The organism is Kribbella sp. NPDC056345 (genome assembly GCF_042262745.1).
GTDB lineage: Bacteria > Actinomycetota > Actinomycetes > Propionibacteriales > Kribbellaceae > Kribbella.
Map to the genome: position 1 here is coordinate 87,077 of NZ_JBHJQQ010000003.1, position 16,543 is coordinate 103,619.

Annotated in this window: 16 protein-coding genes and 1 tRNA gene; 11 read left to right on the forward strand and 6 right to left on the reverse strand. The window is 68.5% G+C overall.

Annotated features, from left to right (window positions below; genetic code table 11):
- Positions 1–25: 25 nt before the first annotated feature.
- Together ACFCV3_RS11455 and ACFCV3_RS11460 are read left to right on the forward strand one after the other, a co-directional pair.
- Positions 26–967, forward strand: coding sequence for an aldo/keto reductase (locus ACFCV3_RS11455; RefSeq protein ID WP_132414094.1), 942 nt, complete (start codon positions 26–28; stop codon positions 965–967).
- Between the two features lie 13 nt (positions 968–980).
- Positions 981–1,166, forward strand: a complete 186-nt coding sequence (locus ACFCV3_RS11460; RefSeq protein WP_132169922.1) for a DUF5703 family protein — start codon at positions 981–983, stop codon at positions 1,164–1,166.
- Here ACFCV3_RS11460 and ACFCV3_RS11465 read toward each other — a convergent pair.
- Complete coding sequence (locus ACFCV3_RS11465; RefSeq protein WP_376028934.1) at positions 1,163–1,903, reverse strand: GNAT family N-acetyltransferase; 741 nt, start codon at positions 1,901–1,903, stop codon at positions 1,163–1,165. The two genes, ACFCV3_RS11460 and ACFCV3_RS11465, sit on opposite strands and share 4 nt — an antisense overlap.
- A 54-nt stretch (positions 1,904–1,957) precedes the next feature.
- Here ACFCV3_RS11465 and ACFCV3_RS11470 point away from each other — a divergent pair, with 54 nt between their 5' ends.
- Complete coding sequence (locus ACFCV3_RS11470) at positions 1,958–3,016, forward strand: mandelate racemase/muconate lactonizing enzyme family protein (protein WP_376028937.1); 1,059 nt, start codon at positions 1,958–1,960, stop codon at positions 3,014–3,016.
- Positions 3,017–3,160: 144 nt separating this feature from the next.
- Here ACFCV3_RS11470 and ACFCV3_RS11475 read toward each other — a convergent pair whose 3' ends face one another.
- The gene (locus tag ACFCV3_RS11475) at positions 3,161–4,378 is read right to left on the reverse strand and encodes an MFS transporter (protein WP_376028939.1); all 1,218 of its coding nucleotides are present in this window, start codon (positions 4,376–4,378) and stop codon (positions 3,161–3,163) included.
- Between the two features lie 73 nt (positions 4,379–4,451).
- On the opposite strand from ACFCV3_RS11475, the gene ACFCV3_RS11480 reads away from it, so the two are divergent.
- The 3 genes from ACFCV3_RS11480 (at position 4,452) to ACFCV3_RS11490 (ending at position 6,652) form a co-directional block, all read left to right on the forward strand.
- A complete protein-coding gene (locus tag ACFCV3_RS11480) occupies positions 4,452–5,315 on the forward strand; it encodes a LysR family transcriptional regulator (RefSeq protein WP_376028942.1) in 864 nt (287 codons plus the stop codon).
- 86 nt (positions 5,316–5,401) lie between these two features.
- On the forward strand, positions 5,402–5,959 hold the full coding sequence (locus ACFCV3_RS11485) for a hypothetical protein (protein ID WP_376028944.1): 558 nt from the start codon (positions 5,402–5,404) through the stop codon (positions 5,957–5,959).
- A gap of 63 nt (positions 5,960–6,022) precedes the next feature.
- Positions 6,023–6,652, forward strand: a complete 630-nt coding sequence (locus tag ACFCV3_RS11490) for a lysoplasmalogenase family protein (protein WP_376028948.1) — start codon at positions 6,023–6,025, stop codon at positions 6,650–6,652.
- Here ACFCV3_RS11490 and ACFCV3_RS11495 read toward each other — a convergent pair.
- Both ACFCV3_RS11495 and ACFCV3_RS11500 read right to left on the reverse strand, forming a co-directional pair.
- Positions 6,631–7,944, reverse strand: a complete 1,314-nt coding sequence (locus tag ACFCV3_RS11495) for a M20/M25/M40 family metallo-hydrolase (RefSeq protein ID WP_376028951.1) — start codon at positions 7,942–7,944, stop codon at positions 6,631–6,633. The two genes, ACFCV3_RS11490 and ACFCV3_RS11495, sit on opposite strands and share 22 nt — an antisense overlap.
- Positions 7,945–7,959: 15 nt before the next feature.
- Positions 7,960–8,451 carry a VOC family protein gene (locus tag ACFCV3_RS11500; RefSeq protein ID WP_376028953.1) on the reverse strand — a complete coding sequence of 164 codons (492 nt, stop codon included), beginning with the start codon at positions 8,449–8,451 and terminating at the stop codon, positions 7,960–7,962.
- A gap of 126 nt (positions 8,452–8,577) precedes the next feature.
- Between ACFCV3_RS11500 and ACFCV3_RS11505 the strand changes: the two genes are divergently transcribed.
- A tRNA-Leu gene (locus ACFCV3_RS11505) sits at positions 8,578–8,663 on the forward strand.
- Positions 8,664–9,012: 349 nt separating this feature from the next.
- Here ACFCV3_RS11505 and ACFCV3_RS11510 read toward each other — a convergent pair.
- Both ACFCV3_RS11510 and ACFCV3_RS11515 read right to left on the reverse strand, forming a co-directional pair.
- Positions 9,013–10,827, reverse strand: coding sequence for an AMP-binding protein (locus ACFCV3_RS11510; protein ID WP_376028955.1), 1,815 nt, complete (start codon positions 10,825–10,827; stop codon positions 9,013–9,015).
- Positions 10,820–11,566 carry an IclR family transcriptional regulator gene (locus tag ACFCV3_RS11515; RefSeq protein ID WP_376028957.1) on the reverse strand — a complete coding sequence of 249 codons (747 nt, stop codon included), beginning with the start codon at positions 11,564–11,566 and terminating at the stop codon, positions 10,820–10,822. Before ACFCV3_RS11515 ends, ACFCV3_RS11510 begins: the two co-directional genes overlap by 8 nt.
- 179 nt (positions 11,567–11,745) lie before the next feature.
- Here ACFCV3_RS11515 and ACFCV3_RS11520 point away from each other — a divergent pair, with 179 nt between their 5' ends.
- Genes ACFCV3_RS11520 through ACFCV3_RS11535 form a run of 4 tightly spaced genes read left to right on the forward strand, consistent with a single transcriptional unit; the run spans position 11,746 to position 16,541 of the window.
- Complete coding sequence (locus tag ACFCV3_RS11520; RefSeq protein ID WP_376028959.1) at positions 11,746–12,597, forward strand: ABC transporter ATP-binding protein; 852 nt, start codon at positions 11,746–11,748, stop codon at positions 12,595–12,597.
- Positions 12,597–14,606 (forward strand): AMP-binding protein, encoded by a 2,010-nt coding sequence (locus ACFCV3_RS11525; RefSeq protein ID WP_376028961.1) that lies wholly within the window; start codon positions 12,597–12,599, stop codon positions 14,604–14,606. The genes ACFCV3_RS11520 and ACFCV3_RS11525 overlap by 1 nt, the downstream gene beginning before the upstream one ends.
- Entirely contained in the window at positions 14,603–15,475 is an 873-nt protein-coding gene (locus ACFCV3_RS11530) for a branched-chain amino acid ABC transporter permease (RefSeq protein ID WP_376028963.1), read from the forward strand. The genes ACFCV3_RS11525 and ACFCV3_RS11530 overlap by 4 nt, the downstream gene beginning before the upstream one ends.
- A 1-nt stretch (position 15,476) precedes the next feature.
- Entirely contained in the window at positions 15,477–16,541 is a 1,065-nt protein-coding gene (locus ACFCV3_RS11535) for a branched-chain amino acid ABC transporter permease (RefSeq protein WP_376028966.1), read from the forward strand.
- The last annotated feature ends 2 nt before the right edge of the window (positions 16,542–16,543 follow it).

The following is a 16,543-nucleotide window of genomic DNA, read 5'->3' on the forward strand; positions in this document are numbered from 1 at the left end:
CGGCGGGCCGCAATAGGCTCAGGTTATGCAGCAGCGCTATCTCGGTCACAGTGGACTGGCGGTGAGTCGGCTCGGCCTGGGCACCATGTCCTGGGGCCGTGACACCGACGAGCACGAGGCGCGCGAGCAGCTCGCCGCCTTCGTGGCCGCTGGTGGCACCCTGATCGACACGGCCGCGGCGTACGGCGATGGTGACAGCGAGCGGCTGATCGGCACCCTGCTCGGCGACGTGGTCGAGCGCGACGATGTGGTGATCGCCACAAAAGCCGGTTTCAGTGTGCGCCGTGGTGAGCGGATCACCGACACCTCGCGCGGCTCGCTGCTGCGTGACCTGGATGCGTCGCTACGCCGGCTGAACGTCGACTACATCGACCTGTGGCAGCTGCACACCTGGTCCGACGACGTGCCGCTGGAGGAGACGCTGTCCGCGCTCGACTACGCGGTCAACGCCGGCAAGGTGCGGTATGTCGGCGTCTCGAACTATGCGGGATGGAAGTCCGCCCGAGCGGTCACCTGGCAGCAGGCCTGGCCCGGACGCGCCGTACCGGTGTCGAACCAGGTGGAGTATTCACTCCTCGCCCGGGACGCCGAAGCGGATGCGATCCGCGCGGCCGGCGGGCTCGGCATCGGCGTACTGGCATGGTCCCCGCTTGGCCGGGGTGTGTTGACTGGGAAGTACCGCACCGGCATCCCGGCGGACTCCCGGGCGGCGTCTCAGCATTTGTCCAGATTCGTCGACCCCTACCTGGACGGCCGCGGTTCGGGCATCGTTGAAGCGGTGGCACGTGCCGCGGACGGGCTCGGCTGGACTCCGCTCGAGGTCGCGCTCACCTGGGTGCGGGACCGGCCCGGCGTGTCGGCGGCGATCGTCGGCGCCCGGACGGCGCTGCAGCTGAAGTCGGTGCTGGGTGTGGAGGAGCTGACGCTGCCGCCGGCCATCGTGGCGGCGCTGGAGGACGTTTCGTGAAGTAGGAGGCTGAATGGCTGAATATGAGCTGCAGCAGTTCGAGGTGTCGAGGACGGAGACGCGGGGGGCGGTCCGCCGGTTGCTCACGGAGCACGCCGAGTACGGCGGGTGGGAGCTGGCCCGCCTCCGCCGCTACCCGGACGGCACCCGCAGGGTCTGGCTCCGCCGCCGCGTGATCAAGGTCCTGCGAACCTTCTAGACCTCGTGCCGGACCCAGACGTTCGGCTCGACATAGATCGCCCGGTCGTGCGCCACGTCGGCGAGCACCGGTACCAACGCACCTGGTACGACGACCTCACCGGTGCTGTCGAACGGCAACCCGGTCCATTCGCGCCACTCGGCGAGCGAGGCTGCCACGACCATCGACGTCGGCGCGACCTTGATGATCTTGCCGCCGGCCCGGACGTGCACCCGCAACCACGGGTCGACGGGCAGACCGTCATCGCGGGTCATCGCGGCGTACTGGCTCATTGGCAGGTGGGCGTCGGTCTTGCCGTTCGGGCGAACCGGGGCGTAGAGGGCCGTGTGGCCCTTCGCCTTCACGGCGTCCCGCATGCCCTGAACCATCCGGTGCGACAGGCCGCGGCCGTGATGCGTCGGCTTGATCATCACCTCGAGCGCGCTCGACACGTTCGTCTCTCGACCGAGCCGGTGGTCCTCCATCCCCCATTGCAGGACCTGGTCCCAGCCGCGGGACGGCAGCTCGGTGCGGTCCTCGGTGGGGAACGCGAACGGCAGGCTCCGGGCGTGCGCGACCAGTTCGCCGTCCTCGGTCGCGACCAGGCACTGGTCGGCGAACTGCTGCGCGACCTGGGCGATCAGCGCGTCGCCGATCAGGTCCTCCAGCATGAAGCGGGGCCAGACCTTCCAGAAGTTTCCCAGCACGCTGGTGATTTCGGGGCGCTCGGCAAGTGTGGTGATCACGATCTCGGACATGCTCCGCAGTGTGACACCAGGATTGACTCGGCTTCACCTGGATAAGTTGAAGGCATGCCGCTCTCCCAGCACGTGATCAGCTCGATCAGCCCGGTCGAGATCGGTGCGCGGTACCCGCGGCCGGTCGGCCGGAACGCCTTCCGCGGCCACCACGGCACCGGTCCGACCGAGACGGCGTACATCGTCTCCACCTCGCGCGGCGCCACCGGCTGGGGACTGCCGCTCGGACCTGGTGATCCGGGCGCGCTCATCGGCCGCAATCTGGCTGAGCTCATCTCGCCGTCGATCGGGGTGGTCGCGCCTGAGGCCCTGTTCCTGGACTATCCGCTGCACGACCTGGCCGCGCGGGTCCTCGACGTACCGGTGCATGTCATGCTCGGCGCAGCGGGATCACCGCAGGTGCGCTGCTACAGCGGCGGGATCTACTTCGACGATCTGGACTCCGGACTCCCGGTGATCGCCGAGAATCTGGCGCAGGACCACGCTTCCGGCTTCCGTGACTTCAAACTCAAGATCGGCCGCGGCTACCGCTGGATGCCACCCGAGGCCGGTCTCGACCGCGACATCGAGGTCACCCGGCTCACCCGTTCGTTGTACCCCGACGCCGAGATCCTCGTCGACGCGAACGACGGCTACTCGATCAACACCCTGGTCAGCTACCTCGAAGCCGTTGCCGACTGCAACATCTACTGGCTCGAAGAGCCGTTCGCGGAACGCTGGGAAGACCTCGAGTTCCTGCGCTCCCACCCCGCCGTACCGGCGCGGATCGCGGACGGTGAGTTCGAGCCTTCTGTTGACCGGATCATCCGCTTCGGCGAAGCCGGCCTGATCGACGTCGCCCTGATGGACGTCATCGGCCACGGCCTCACCGCCTGGCGCCGAACCATGCCCGGCCTGCCCATGAAGGCCTCCCCGCACGCCTGGGGTCTGCCCCTGAAGACCCTGTACGCCGCCCATCTGGCCGCCGGTCTGGGCAACATCGACACCATCGAAGGCGTCCCCGGCGAAACCCTGGGCACCGTCGACAACGGCTACACCCTCGCCGACGGCCTCCTCACCCTCCCCGACCGCCCCGGCTTCGGCATCGACCTCGCCGTACAGAAGAACTGTTGATACGCGGCCCGCGACCCCCGATTCCGTCGACCCCCACCGCAAACTCCGGCCCGGCGCACCCCCCACTAACAGTCCGTCTGCACGCTCCCGCCGACCGCCACAAACCGTGGGTTCGGACAGGAACCGGTGGCCTGGGACAAGGCATTACCTGTCCCCAACCACCATTTCCTGTTCACGCCCACCAGACGCGCCCTCCCTGCGCCGGCCGCTCACCGACCAGCCGACCGCGCCGGCGACCAGGGTCGTCAGCAGGCCGGCGCCGATCAGCGTGTTCTCCGCACCGACCGCCGCGATGATCGGCCCACCCGCGAGCAGCCCGGCCGAACTGCCTGCGTTCACCACCACCGACTGCCCCGACAACAACGCCCGCCGATCGGCACCGGCCGACGACCGCGTGATCACGGCGGAGATCGCGGCAATCCCCCACACGACCGCCACCCCTGCCAGCCCGGCCAGTACGGCGACACTCGGCGGGCTCGTCCAGATCCCCATCCCCGCCCAGCACAGCCCCACGACCGCCCAGGCACCACTCGCCAACGGCATCGGCGCGACCCGCCGTACGACCCGCAGCGCGACCAACGTCCCCGCGACGGCACCAACGCCGTACCCACTCATCCCCGCCGCCACATAGACCCCCGGCTCGCCCCGCTCGGCCCCCACCACGGACAACCCGAGCGTGAACGCGAACCACGTCACGCATCCCGTCCCACGAACCACCCAGCCCAGCCTGACCTCGCGCCGCCCCACCAGACCGGCGCGGATCGACGGCGCCGCGCCACCCTCGGCCCGGGCCTCCCCGCGAATGCCGAGCCCTGCCAGCCCGGCCGCGAGGACCGCGCCTGCCTCGATCCACAGCAGGCCGTTCGTGACTCCGGCGGCCACGGCCAGCGCGGCGATGATCGGTCCGACGACCATGCCAACCCGCCGTACCCCGTCCTGCCAGGTCAGCAACGCGACCGCCTTCCCGGCACCCCACCGATCACCGATGTCGGCAAGCAACGCCGTCCGCCCGGGCGACCCCAACGCATCGCCGCACCCCAGCAGCAACCCACTCACCACCAGCAGCCACGGCGACAACCACCCCAGGGCCGCAGCTGCCGGCACCATCGCCAACGCAATCGCGGACACCATCGCGATCACCGCCAGCCGCGGCCCCGAATCGACCCACTGCCGAGCCCGGCGCGCCCACCACGGCGACAACAAGACCGGTACGCCGGCCGCTCCACCTACCAGCCCGGTCGCAGCGACTGACCCCGTCTCCTGCAGAACCACCAACGGCAACGCAACCTGTGTGAATCGATAGGCGAGGTCGGCCAATCCCCCACCGGCCAGCAACACCAGCGCCTCACCCCGAGCTCTCATACCCTTGATTCTTTGGGGTTTCAGCCCTTCCAGGTAGGCAGCACGACTTGCCCCCTTGCCATAGCCTGAACCTATGACCTCATTACCCGCGGTCGAGGACCTACGGCTGGTGCAAGCGATCGTGCGGACCGGCGCAGTCGGTACGGCGGCCCGCGAGCTCCGCATCTCCCAGCCGTCCGCATCCCAGCGGCTGGCCCGGCTGGAACGCCTCTGCGGCACCAAGCTCTTCGAGCGCGACACCCGCGGCGCCCGCCCCACCCTGGCCGGCGCCGAGCTCGCGCGCCGAGCCGACCACATCCTCGGCCACCTCGAGGAGGTGTACGACGCCGCCCGCGCAGCCGCCTCCGGCCGCCGCCTGGTGATCGGAACCTTCGCCAGCATGGCGCCGATCCTGTTCCCGGTCCTCGACGCCGACCTCCCCGAGACCGACATCGTGCAGCAGGTCGACCACGGCCACTTCCTGGTCGAGCGGGTCGCCGAAGGCACGATGGATGCCGCCTTCATCGCGATCGCCGAGCAGATGACACTCCCCCGCGGCACCGTGTCCCGCCGAATCGGTCGCGACGACCTCGTCCTGTTCGTCCCGAACGGCGTACCGCTCCCCGGCCCGGGCAAGCAGCCCCTCAAGGACCGCCTCGTCCCGTTCTCGACGTACGACCGGGGCAGCGAAGAGGTCCAGGCCCACCTGGTAGCGGCAGGCGCCACCGCCCGCCGCGGCGTCACCCTCGGCACCACAGTCGCCATGGCCCGCCGCCGCTCCCACCTGGCCGTAGTCCCCCGCAGCGCCCTGGCCACCGAGCTACTCCCCGGCGAACGCCTGATCCCCGCCCCCTTCCGCTACAAACTCACCCTCTCGGTCGTCACCACACCAACACCCCCAAAGGCCCTCATGACCCAACTGCCCCGCATCCGGAAGACACTGAACTTGTTGCCTTAGGCATGAACCTCTCCGCGGTTAAGGTGCGGGTGCCTGAAGATCAGCCCCCCATCTGAAAGGTCATGATGTCGATCACATCTCGTGTTGTGGCAACAGCTGCAGCCCTTGTCGCCGTACTGCCCCTGAGCACTCAAGCTCTGCCGGTAGTTGCCGCAGGCCCCGATGCGACGCCGGCCCGGTTCGCAGCGGAGGTCCGCTCCGCCGGTCTCTCGACCGACGAGCAGAAGGAACTGCAGCGCGCGGTCAACGCCGAGCTGGCCAAGCGCGGCGGCCACCAGGTAGCCGCGAACAAGATCCTGTGGGCGGACGGCGGCGCCGCCACCACCATTCCGTACCCCAGCGAGCGGAAGGCTCGCGCCCTCGGCGCCTCGATGGGTATCCAGGGCGACCCTGCGACCTGCAGCTACGGATACTTCTGCGTGTACGCGAACGTGGGCTACAACGGCGCCCGGACCGACTTCTACAACTGCCGGGTCTACTCCTACTACGACGACTTCTGGTCGTACGTGAACAACCAGTCCGACCGCGCCGCGGCCCTCATGTACTGGGACCAGCCGGGTGGCGGCCCGGATGTCACGCCGCAAGCGTGGCACGCGCAGTACACGTGGCAAGGCCTGAACTACAGCGGTATCAAGCCCTGCTAGCTGTTCGTGAACTTGTTGTGAACAACCGCTCGGCCGGCCACTTCGTCCGGCAGACTCGATCCCATGAACCTGGGACGGCTGGCGACTGACCGGCGACGGTTGACGGCGTACTGGAGCGCGGCCGTGGTGCAGGTTGCCGCGGTCGCGCTCGACGTCAAGATCCTCCGCCAGAGCAGCAAGATCGCGCTGATGCCGCTACTGCTCTCCTGGACCCGCAGCCAGCAGGCACACCCACTGCTCCAGGCCGCGATCCTCGCTTCAGCCGCCGGCGACCTACTCCTCGAGACCCGCTTCGAACTGGCCGGCATGGCCGCCTTCGCCGCCGCCCACGCCTGCTACCTCGCGTTCTTCGTCAGCAAACCCAGCACCCGCAGCTGGCGGGTCCTCGCCGTGTACGGCGCCCTGTGGGCAGCGCTGATCGCCGCCCTCTCCCCCGGCCTCGGCAACCAGAAGATCCCCGTCGCGGCCTACGCCTTGTTGCTCACCGCAACAGCCATCGTCTCCCGCTGGCACAACCCACGCTCAGGCCTCGGCGGCCTGCTCTTCCTCATCTCCGACGCCCTCATCGCACTCCGCATGTCCGGCCGCGACTTCCCCGGCCGCGGCCCCCTCACCATGTCGACCTACGCCGCCGGCCAGTACTTCCTCACCTCAGGAACGACGTCCCAAGGTCAGGCCTTGTCGAAGAACTGATCGAGCACCCGGGAACCGAACTCGAGCGACGCCGTCGGGACGCGCTCGTCGATACCGTGAAACATGCCCATGAAGTCGAGCTCCGGCGGCAGCTGCAGCGGCACGAAACCGAAGCAGCGGACGCCCAGCCGACTCCACGACTTGGCGTCCGTCCCGCCTGACATCAGCAGCGGCGCCGTACGGCTCTGCGGGTCTTCCGCCGCGAGGCACGCCTTCATCGCCTCGACCAGGTCGCCGCTGTACTCGGTCTCCAGCGCGATGTCGGTGACCACGCTCTCGCGCATCACCTTGTCGCCGAGCAGCTCGTCGATGGTCGCGTTGAACTCGTCCTCGTACCCGGGCAGGAACCGCCCGTCGATATGCGCCTCGGCGTCACCCGGGATCACGTTCACCTTGTAGCCGGCGTTCAGCATCGTCGGGTTGGCCGTGTTCCGGATCGTCGCCCCGAACATCCGGCTGAAGCTGCCCAGCTTGGCCAGCGTCTCGGTCATGTCCTCGGGGTCGAGCTCGACCTCGAGCACGTCCTCCAGCGTCTTCAGGAACTCCCGCACGGTCGGCGTGATCCGCAGCGGCCACTGGTGCCCACCGATCCGCGTCACCGCCTCGACCAGGTTGGTGACCGCGTTGTCCGTGTTCACCATCGACCCGTGACCCGCCGTACCGCGGGCCTTCAGGCGCATCCAGTTCATGCCCTTCTCGGCCGTCTCGATCAGGTAGAGCCGCAGGTCGTCCTTGACCGTGATCGAGAACCCACCGACCTCCCCGATCCCCTCGGTACAGTCGGCGACCGTGTCCGGATGGTTGTTGATCAGCCACTGAGCGCCGTACAGACCGCCGGCCTCCTCATCAGCGGTGAACACCAGCCGCACCGGCCGCCGCGGCTTCACCCCCGCCCGCTGACGCGCCCGCACCACCGACAGCACCATCGCGTCGAAGTCCTTCATGTCGACCGCGCCGCGCCCCCACACGCACCCGTCGAAGATCTCCCCCGCGAACGGATCGACCTTCCAGTCCTTCGGATCCGCCGGTACGACGTCCAGGTGCCCGTGCACGAGCAACGGATCCGCGCTCTGGTCCTCGCCCTCCCAGTGCGCCACCAGCGTCGCCCGCCCCGGCTCCGACTCGTAGATCGTCGACTCGATGCCGACCTCGTCCAGCTTCGCCGCGACATACTCCGCCGCCACGCGCTCCCCGTTGCTCTTCCCGTTGCCGTAGTTCGTGGTGTCGATCCGGATCAGCTCACTGCAGAGCTCCACCACTTCGGCATCAGGGCTGTACGACGGCTCAGTCATGCGACCCATCTTCTCTCAGAGCACACTCAGCCCGTACATCTCCCCCAGTGGATCCGAGATCAGCTCCACCCGCGTTCCATCCGGGTCCCGGAAGTAGATCGACGTACCGCTCTCCTCCAGGTACTCGACCCCCGCCTCGTCCAGCCTCTCCTTGAGCTCGGCCCACCGCGCGGGCTCCACCGAGATCGCCAGATGATGCAACCCACCCAGCACCTCCGCGTAAGCCCCCACATCCAGCCCCGGAAAGTCGAAGAACGCCAGCAGGTTCCCGTTCCCGATATCGAAGAAGAAGTGACTCGACCCCGCGTAGTCCCGATTCCCCACGATCTCCGTCAACGGAAACCCCAGCACCCCCTGATAGAACCGGATGGTCGTCTCCACATCCGCACACAACACCGCCACATGATGCAACCCCCGAGCCGACGACCCCGCCCGCTCCGCCCGCAGATACTCCCCCCGCAACCGCTCCCGCTCCGCCTCGATCCCTGCCACATCAACAGTCCCCACAGCACCCAGCCCCTCTCCTTGAACTTCCAACTACCCCCATCACACACCCCCACCCACCCGATGTGAATTCCACCCAGGTTCTTTGCTACTGTTCTCCGGTCGGCGCCACCAAGGCGCAGACCACCTGTCCGGGTGGCGGAATAGGCAGACGCGCTAGCTTGAGGTGCTAGTGCCCTTTACGGGGCGTGGGGGTTCAAGTCCCCCCTCGGACACGCAGGGTTCATGTCCCTAGGGACATGAACCCTTTGTATTTCTCGGTGTCGAGCGTTGCCTGCGCGCCGGTCCGTCCATCCGGCACGCTTGTTGTCTCCACCACCATCTGCGTACGCCGGACGGCGGCGGATCCGGAACAGCAAATCCAAGACTCCTTGGAATCCGGCGGAACGTCGCACCCGCATTCGATACCCTCGCGTTCCGGCGCCGGCGGGTGCATCGGCGGGCGTAGCACGTTGGTGGCGTCGGGGTCGCGCTGACTCCGTACGGGCTCGGTTCGCCGAGGCCCGTCGGACGTGGCCGACGCGACCCACGCCTTTGGCGAGAAGCCCGAGCCGGCTGAGCGGCTCAGGGCTTTGTCACGGCCGATGCCGTGAGCAACTGATCCCAGGTGAGATGCAGCGGCTCATCGCCGGCCCCGGCGGTGAGCAGGGCCAGGGCCTGGCGGAGCGTATCCGTGGCCAGCTCGTCACCGAAACGATCGACGAAGGCGAGCGCCCGCGGGCGCGACAACCCACCCAGCACCTCGCGCACCGCATCCAGCAGATCGCGCGCCACCGCGTCATCCGGGTGCATGTCCGGCGTCAGCACAACGGCTGCGGCAATTGATCGGCCGAGCTGAGGGTCGGCTCGCTCGAAAACCTCAGCCGCCTCGACGAACGGCTGTTCGAGCAGTACCTCGCGCACCTCGCCGAGCGACACCAGTTGCCCCGACACGCTGACCACCTTGTCGATCCGGCCCAGGAACTCGAGCGTCCCTTCCGGCCGGCGCCGAGCCCGGTCATACGTCGAGTAGGCACCCGGGCGGTGCCAGTGCCGTCGTACCACCTCGTCGGCTCCGGAGCCCTCGATGCTGCGCATTGTCCCCGCCCAAGGTGATCGCATGATCAGCTCACCACGCGAGCCCGGCGCCAACTCCTGGCCCTGCTCGTCGACGATCGCGAAACCCGGATCCGGAAGTGCGGAGGTGTCGATCGGGTGGTCGACGGTCACGATCCCGCCTAGCTGCACCTGTCCCCAGGCGTCCGCGACAGCGATCCTGCCTCGGCCGACGTCATGGCGCAGCCATTCCGACAGTGCCGGATCGGCCGGCTCCGCCATCGTGACCACCCGGCGAAGGCTGGCGACCACGCGCTGGGCCGGTGGGCGGCGGGACCAGCCGCGGAGTTGCCGCACCACAGTGGGCGTGGTCAGCAGTGTGGCCACGCCGTACCGCTCGACGATGTCCCAGGCGCGGTGCCGGGTAGGCACGTCCAGGGTTCCCTCGAACATGACTGCGGTGGCACCAGCAGCCAGTGGTCCGTAGATGCCGTGCGACTGCGCCCCCAGCCAGGAGACGTCGCCGGCGCACCAGAAGACACCGTCGGTCGCGAGCCCGTGGCGATGGACAGCGAGCGAGGAGGCGATCAATGTGGCCCCTCCGTGCAGCAGGGAGACATTCTGGTCGCGCCGGTTGGCCAGATGGACGGCGAGCACCGGATGCTCCGGGTCGAGGGACGCCCGGCCTTCTTCGGGGGCTGCACCGCCCGGCCTTGCCCCGACCACGAGGTCGTGCAACCACCGGTCCCCCTCGTACCACGCGACGTCCACGCCAGTACGTCGTACCACCACTGTGTGCTGCACTCCGCCGACAGCGGTCAAGGCCTCATCAGCACGAGCCTTCAGAGGCAGGATCGTGCCGTGCCGCCAGGCACCATCCTGGGTGAACAGCACCCGCGGCCGGAAGTCGGCCAGCCGTTCGGCGAGGGCCTCGGCCGGAAGCGGGGTCGGCAGCACCGTATAGATCGCGCCGATGCGCGCGCAGGCCAGCATCGCGGTCACCGCCTCGGGCAACCAGCCGAGATGCAGCGCCACCCGGTCGCCAACACCGACGCCCATGCCACGCAGGGCACCGGCGAGCAGCACCATGTCGTCGTACAGCTCGCGATAGGTGAGTTGTCGCCGGTCGCCGGGCTCACCTTCCCAGAACAGCGCCGGCTGATCGCCGCGCAGCTCGATATGCCGGTCGACGCAGCTGGCGGTCAGATTGAACCGGCCACCGGCAAACCAGCGTCCGACCTGCCCGTCTGATTCGTACAGCGTGGTCCATGGCTCGTCCCATTCGAGCTGGTCGGCGACCGCCGCCCAGGCCGCGAGTTCTTCGGGCACAGAGCGGTCAGCCATGACCGACCGCCCGGCCCGCCGCGTGCGCGGCCCTCGAGAGGTGGGCGGCAGCCTGCTCAGCTTGCTCAGGTGTCGCGCCCGGCTGGAGTGTCGAGGCCAGCGCGGCCAGCGGACGAGCCTGATTGTCCAGGACCGGTACGGCGACCTCACCGGATCCCGCTGCCCGCGTGAACAGGTAGCCGGCCGCCCTCCACGTGTCCCGTTCCGCTTCGGCGGTCTTTCGGTCAGCTGGTGCGGCCGCCGCCGTGAGCTGGCGCCAGGTCTCCTCGTCAGCCGCAGCCGCCAGCACGCGGCCGGCGGCAGTCTCGAGCGCACCGGCGACCCGATGATTCTCGCGATAGATGCCTCCTCCCGCGCCGTCCACCCGGTCGACATACACCACGCTGCCGCGCACCAGGAGGGCGACTTGAACCGTCGCGCCGATCGTGTCGCGCAGCGGAAGGAGGTAAGGCGAGAGCCCGCTCAGGACCGGCAACCTGGCGAGATAGCGGTGGGACAGCCGGGTCACGCCCGGGCCCAGCCCGTACCGCGCCGAACGAGAGTCCTGCTCGACCAGGTCTGCGAGCACCAGCGATCGCAACAGCCGATGCACCGTCGGCACCGAGAGACCCGAGCGCTCGGCCAGGTCGGTGAGCTGTTGATGCGCAGGACCCTCGCTGAGCAATTCCAGCAGCAGTACCGCGTTGCGCACGGTGCCCAACGTGCCTCGCGCCTCGCTGCCAGCCCCGACCTCAACCACCCATGCCTCCTCGCCGGCATCTGCCAGAACCTGCACACTCGGCCCCGCGTTCACCCAGACTTCCACATATTGACCACATAAGGGTATCAATCGCAACTGGCTTCCGGAATCCACTATTGCCTTTCAGATAGTGGAATCGTACGCTCATCGAAAATCCCCGACGTCGAGAGGCGCAGCCAGTGCTCACTCGGGCTTACCGCCATCAGCTCAACAGCAGCTTGATCCCGCCCGGACAGCCGCTGCTCGAGGTTCGCGACATCTCACTGCGCTTCGGCGGGGTGCACGCTCTCGCCGAGGTCGCCTTCACCGTCACCGAGGGCGACATTCACGCGGTGATCGGACCGAACGGCGCCGGCAAGTCCAGCCTGCTGAACTGCATCTCCGGCCTCTACCGCCCGCAGCACGGCGCGATCGTCCTGCACACCGCCGCCACCGACGGCGACCAGCAGCAACGCAACCTGACCCGCCTGCCGCCGCACCGGATCGCCCAACTGGGCGTCGCCAGGTCGTTCCAGAACATCGAGCTGTTCTCCCACCTCACCGTGCTGGAGAACCTGATGCTCGGCCGGCACGTGCACATGCGGCACAGGTTGCTGCCGTCGCTGGTGTGGTTCGGCCCGGCCCGGCGGCAGGAGATCGCGCAGCGGGAGTTGATCGAGGAGGTCGTCGACCTGCTGCAGCTGCAGGCACACCGGCACAAGCCGGTCGGATCCCTTGCCTACGGCATCCAGAAGCGGGTCGAGCTCGGCCGGGCCCTGTGCCTGCAACCTGCGCTGCTGCTGCTCGACGAACCGATGGCCGGCATGAACGCCGAGGAGAAGGAGGACATGGCCCGCTATGTCCTCGACGTGCACGAGCTCGCCGGCGTCACCGTCGTCCTGATCGAGCACGACATGAACGTCGTGATGGACATCTCGAACCAGATCACCGTGCTCGACTTCGGGCGGGTCATCGCCGATGGCGCACCGGAGGACGTGAAGGCCGACGATCGCGTGATCGAGGCCTATCTCGGGGCGGAGGGAGGCGCGTGATGACCGACGCCCACCCGGACGCCGCGCGCTCGGCCGCCAAGCCCTCGGCCGAGGTGCCCGAGGCGGCCCGTTCGACGTTCCCCCGGCTGCTCGCGGCCCTCGCGGCCGAACGGCCCGACGACACAGCCGTCCAGGAAAAGCGCTACGGCATCTGGCAGGGCGTCACCTGGCGGGAGTACGCCGGCCGGGTGCGGGACTTCGCCCACGGTCTGGCCGCCCTCGGCGTGGACCGCGGCGACGTGGTCGCGGTGCTCGGGGACAACCGGCCCGAGTGGCTCGTCGCCGAGCTCGCCGCGCAGTCGGTCGGCGCCGCCGTGGTCGGGATCTACCCGACCAGCATCCACGAGGAAATCCTGCACGTCCTGACCGTCGCCGACGTACGGGTCGTGGTCGCGGAGGACCAGGAGCAGGTGGACAAGCTGATCCGGTTGGCCCACGATCTGCCGAAGCTGAGTGCGGTCGTGTACTACGACCCGCACGGTCTCGAGGCCTACGACGAACCGTACCTGCGGGACTTCGTCGCGGTCGAACAACAGGGCCGTGACTGGGCAGCGGATCACCCGGGCTGGCTCGACCAGCGGCTCGACGGCACCCGTCCCGATGACATCGCGGTCGTCTGCACGACCTCCGGTACGACGTCGCGACCCAAGCTCGCCGAGCTCAGCCACGCCAACCTGCTGGCGATGGCGGCGCATCTGACCCAGGTGGACCCACTCGGCGCGAAGGACCGCTACGTCTCGTTCCTTCCGCTGGCCTGGATCGGCGAGCAGATGCTCGGCGTCGCCTGTGCGCTCTCGCAAGGACTCACCTTGTCGTTCCCGGAGGACTCCAGCACCCAGCAAACCGACCTGCGCGAGATCGGCCCGGACGTGATGTTCAGCCCGCCGCGGATCTGGGAGTCGATGCTGTCGGAGGTCCAGGTCCGGATCGACGAGGCCGGCCGGCTGAAGCGGCGGGTGTTCGGTTGGGGTTACCGGATCGGTGACCGGGTGGCCGGGCTACGCGTCCAGGGCAGGCGACCGTCGGCGCTGCTGCGGCTCGAGTACCGGCTCGCCGACTGGACCGCGCTGCGGCCGGTGCGCGACCAGCTCGGCCTCACCCGGATCCGTCGTTGTTACACCGGCGGCGCACCGCTCGGTCCCGACGTGTTCCGGTTCTTCCACGCCATCGGCGTCAACCTCAAGCAGATCTACGGTCAGACCGAGATCTGCGGCATCGCGGTCGTGCACCGCGACGACGACATCAAGTTCAACACCGTCGGCGTACCGCTGCCAGGCACCGAGATCCGGATCTCCGACGACGGGGAGATCCTGCTGCGCTCGGCGTCGGTCTTCCACGGATATCACCGCAGCCCCGAGGCGACCTCCGAGGCCGTCGACGCCGAGGGCTGGCTGCGCACCGGTGACGCCGGTTACCTGGACGACGACGGCCACCTGGTCGTCATCGACCGGGCCCAGGACGTGATGACGACGGCCGACGGCACCCGGTACTCCTGCGCGTTCATCGAGAACAAGCTGAAGTTCTCGCCGTACGTCGAGGAGGCCGTGGTCTTCGCCGGCAGTGGAGCCATCACCGCGCTGGTCACCATCGACCCCAAGACGGTCGGATCGTGGGCGGAGCACGAGCACCTCAGCTACACGACGTACACCGATCTGGCCCAGAAGCCTGACGTGTACGACCTGCTCGCCGAGGACGTCGACCGCGCGAACAGCGACCTGCCGGAGGGTATCCGGGTCGGGCGGTTCGTGCTCCTGCACAAGCAACTCGACCCGGACGACGACGAGATCACCCGCACTCGCAAGGTCCGCCGCAACGTCATCAACACCAGGTACGCCGACATCATCGCGGCCCTCGACCGCGGCGACGAGTCGGTCGGCATCCACAGCCGGGTGACGTACCAGGACGGGACGACGGTGGATCGGGAGATCGCGCTGCGCATCTTCGACCTGCGGGGCTACACCGCACCGGCGGGCCTCGGCCGCCGGCCGATCTGGAGCGGTCGCCGATGAGCAACCTCCTCAACCTCACCGTCTACGGCCTGGCCGACGGGGCCATCCTGGCGCTGGCCGCGCTCGGCTTCGTGCTGATCTACAAGGCCACCTCGGTGATCAATTTCGCTCAAGGCGAGTTCCTGCTCGTCGGCGCCTACACGGTCTACGCCGTGTTCGTCCTGATGGGTCTGCCGGTGGTCGCGGCGGTAGTGATCGGCCTCGCGATCGCCATCCTGCTGGGGATCGGCATCGAACGCTTCGTCCTGCGACCCCTGATCGGCGAGAGCGCGATCAGTGTGATCATGGTGACGATCGGCCTGGCGGCGGTGCTGCGCGCGGTGGTGCAGATGTTCTTCGGTACGGCGGTCCGCGAGCAGCCGCCGATCCTGCCACGGGACTCGGTGCGGATTCTCGGTGCGCTGGTACCGCTCAACCGGTTGCTCGTGATCGGGATCGCGGCAGTGGTACTGGCCGGGTTCACGGTGTTCTTCCGCCGGTCCCGGCATGGCATCGCGATGCGGGCGGTGGCCGACGACCAGCAGGCCGCGCTCACTGTGGGCATCTCCGTCCGGCGGGTGTTCGCGATGGCGTGGGGGCTCGCGGCGGCCAGTGCTCTGGTCGCCGGCGTACTGCTCGCGGACATCTCGGCGGTCGAGCAGAACATCGCCGCCTTCGGTCTGATCGTCTTCCCGGTGGTGATCCTCGGCGGGCTCGACTCAGTGCCCGGCACGGTCGTCGGCGGGCTCACCATCGGCCTGCTGAAGCAGTACGTCTCCGGCTACGCGGACCCGGGTCTCGCCGAGGTCGTGCCGTACCTCGTGCTCGTCGCGATCCTGATGGTCCGGCCCTACGGGTTGTTCGGCGAGACACGTATCGAGAGGGTATGACGTGAGTACTGTCACCGCCACGGGGATCCACCACCGCAGCTACCGCGGCGAGCTCGCCCTCCGGCACACCAGGGCCGAGTACGCCCGCCTGGCGATCGTCGTAGTGCTCCTGGTCGCGCTCCCCTACGTGCTGAACATCTACTGGCTGGGCATCGTCAACACGATCCTGATCGCGGTGATCGGTGCTGTCGGGCTGAACATCCTGGTCGGTTTCACCGGGCAGATCTCACTCGGCCAAGGCGGCTTCCTCGCCGTCGGGGCCTTCACCTCGGCGATCCTGCACGAACGGGCCGGCCTGCCGGTCCCGGTGTCGGTGTTCGCCGCGGTGCTGACCACCGCCACGATCGGCGCGTTCTTCGGCCTGCCGGCGCTGCGGCTCAAGGGGCTGTATCTGGCCATCGCCACCCTGGCCAGCCAGGAGATCATCGTGTTCGCCGTCAAGCGCTGGTCCTGGCTGACCGAGGGCCAGGGCTTCCTCGACGTGTCCCGGCTGGAGATCTTCGGCTGGCGGATCCAACGCACGATGTTCGAGGTCCAGTGGTACTGGATCCTGCTGGTGATCGCCGCGATCGCGGTCGTTGCCGCCCGCAACTTGTTCCGTACCGGCCTCGGCCGGTCGTTCATGGCAGTGCGGGACCAGGACATCGCGGCCGCCGCGATGGGCGTCGACGTCACCCGCACCAAGGTCACCGCCTTCGCGGTGTCGAGCGGGTTCGTCGGGCTCGCCGGTGCCCTCACCGCGCACTACACCGAGACGGTCACCTGGGAGCGCTTCACCCTCGACGTGTCGGTGCTGTACCTCGCGATGATCATCGTCGGCGGGCTGGGCTCGATCGCGGGCGCGGTCTACGGCGCGGCGTTCATGATCCTGCTGCCGGTCCTGATCTCCGAACTGAGCGAGGCGGTCGAACCGGCCTTCCCCTTCCTGTCCACGCAACTCCCGGCGATCCGGAACGCGATGTTCGGCCTGGTGATCCTGCTCTTTCTGATCTTCGAACCTCGCGGCCTGGCTCGCGTCTGGCAACGAATGAAGGACTACGTGCGGTTCTGGCCCTTCCGGTACTGAAC

What these genes read in the sequence shown, in the direction of transcription:
- ACFCV3_RS11455 (WP_132414094.1), top strand. Translation starts at nt 26, where the DNA reads ATGCAGCAGCGCTATCTCGGTCACAGTGGACTGGCGGTGAGTCGGCTC.
- ACFCV3_RS11460 (WP_132169922.1), top strand. Translation starts at nt 981, where the DNA reads ATGGCTGAATATGAGCTGCAGCAGTTCGAGGTGTCGAGGACGGAGACG.
- ACFCV3_RS11465 (WP_376028934.1), bottom strand. Translation starts at nt 1,903, where the DNA reads ATGTCCGAGATCGTGATCACCACACTTGCCGAGCGCCCCGAAATCACC.
- ACFCV3_RS11470 (WP_376028937.1), top strand. Translation starts at nt 1,958, where the DNA reads ATGCCGCTCTCCCAGCACGTGATCAGCTCGATCAGCCCGGTCGAGATC.
- ACFCV3_RS11475 (WP_376028939.1), bottom strand. Translation starts at nt 4,378, where the DNA reads ATGAGAGCTCGGGGTGAGGCGCTGGTGTTGCTGGCCGGTGGGGGATTG.
- ACFCV3_RS11480 (WP_376028942.1), top strand. Translation starts at nt 4,452, where the DNA reads ATGACCTCATTACCCGCGGTCGAGGACCTACGGCTGGTGCAAGCGATC.
- ACFCV3_RS11490 (WP_376028948.1), top strand. Translation starts at nt 6,023, where the DNA reads ATGAACCTGGGACGGCTGGCGACTGACCGGCGACGGTTGACGGCGTAC.
- ACFCV3_RS11495 (WP_376028951.1), bottom strand. Translation starts at nt 7,944, where the DNA reads ATGACTGAGCCGTCGTACAGCCCTGATGCCGAAGTGGTGGAGCTCTGC.
- ACFCV3_RS11510 (WP_376028955.1), bottom strand. Translation starts at nt 10,827, where the DNA reads ATGGCTGACCGCTCTGTGCCCGAAGAACTCGCGGCCTGGGCGGCGGTC.
- ACFCV3_RS11525 (WP_376028961.1), top strand. Translation starts at nt 12,597, where the DNA reads ATGACCGACGCCCACCCGGACGCCGCGCGCTCGGCCGCCAAGCCCTCG.
- ACFCV3_RS11530 (WP_376028963.1), top strand. Translation starts at nt 14,603, where the DNA reads ATGAGCAACCTCCTCAACCTCACCGTCTACGGCCTGGCCGACGGGGCC.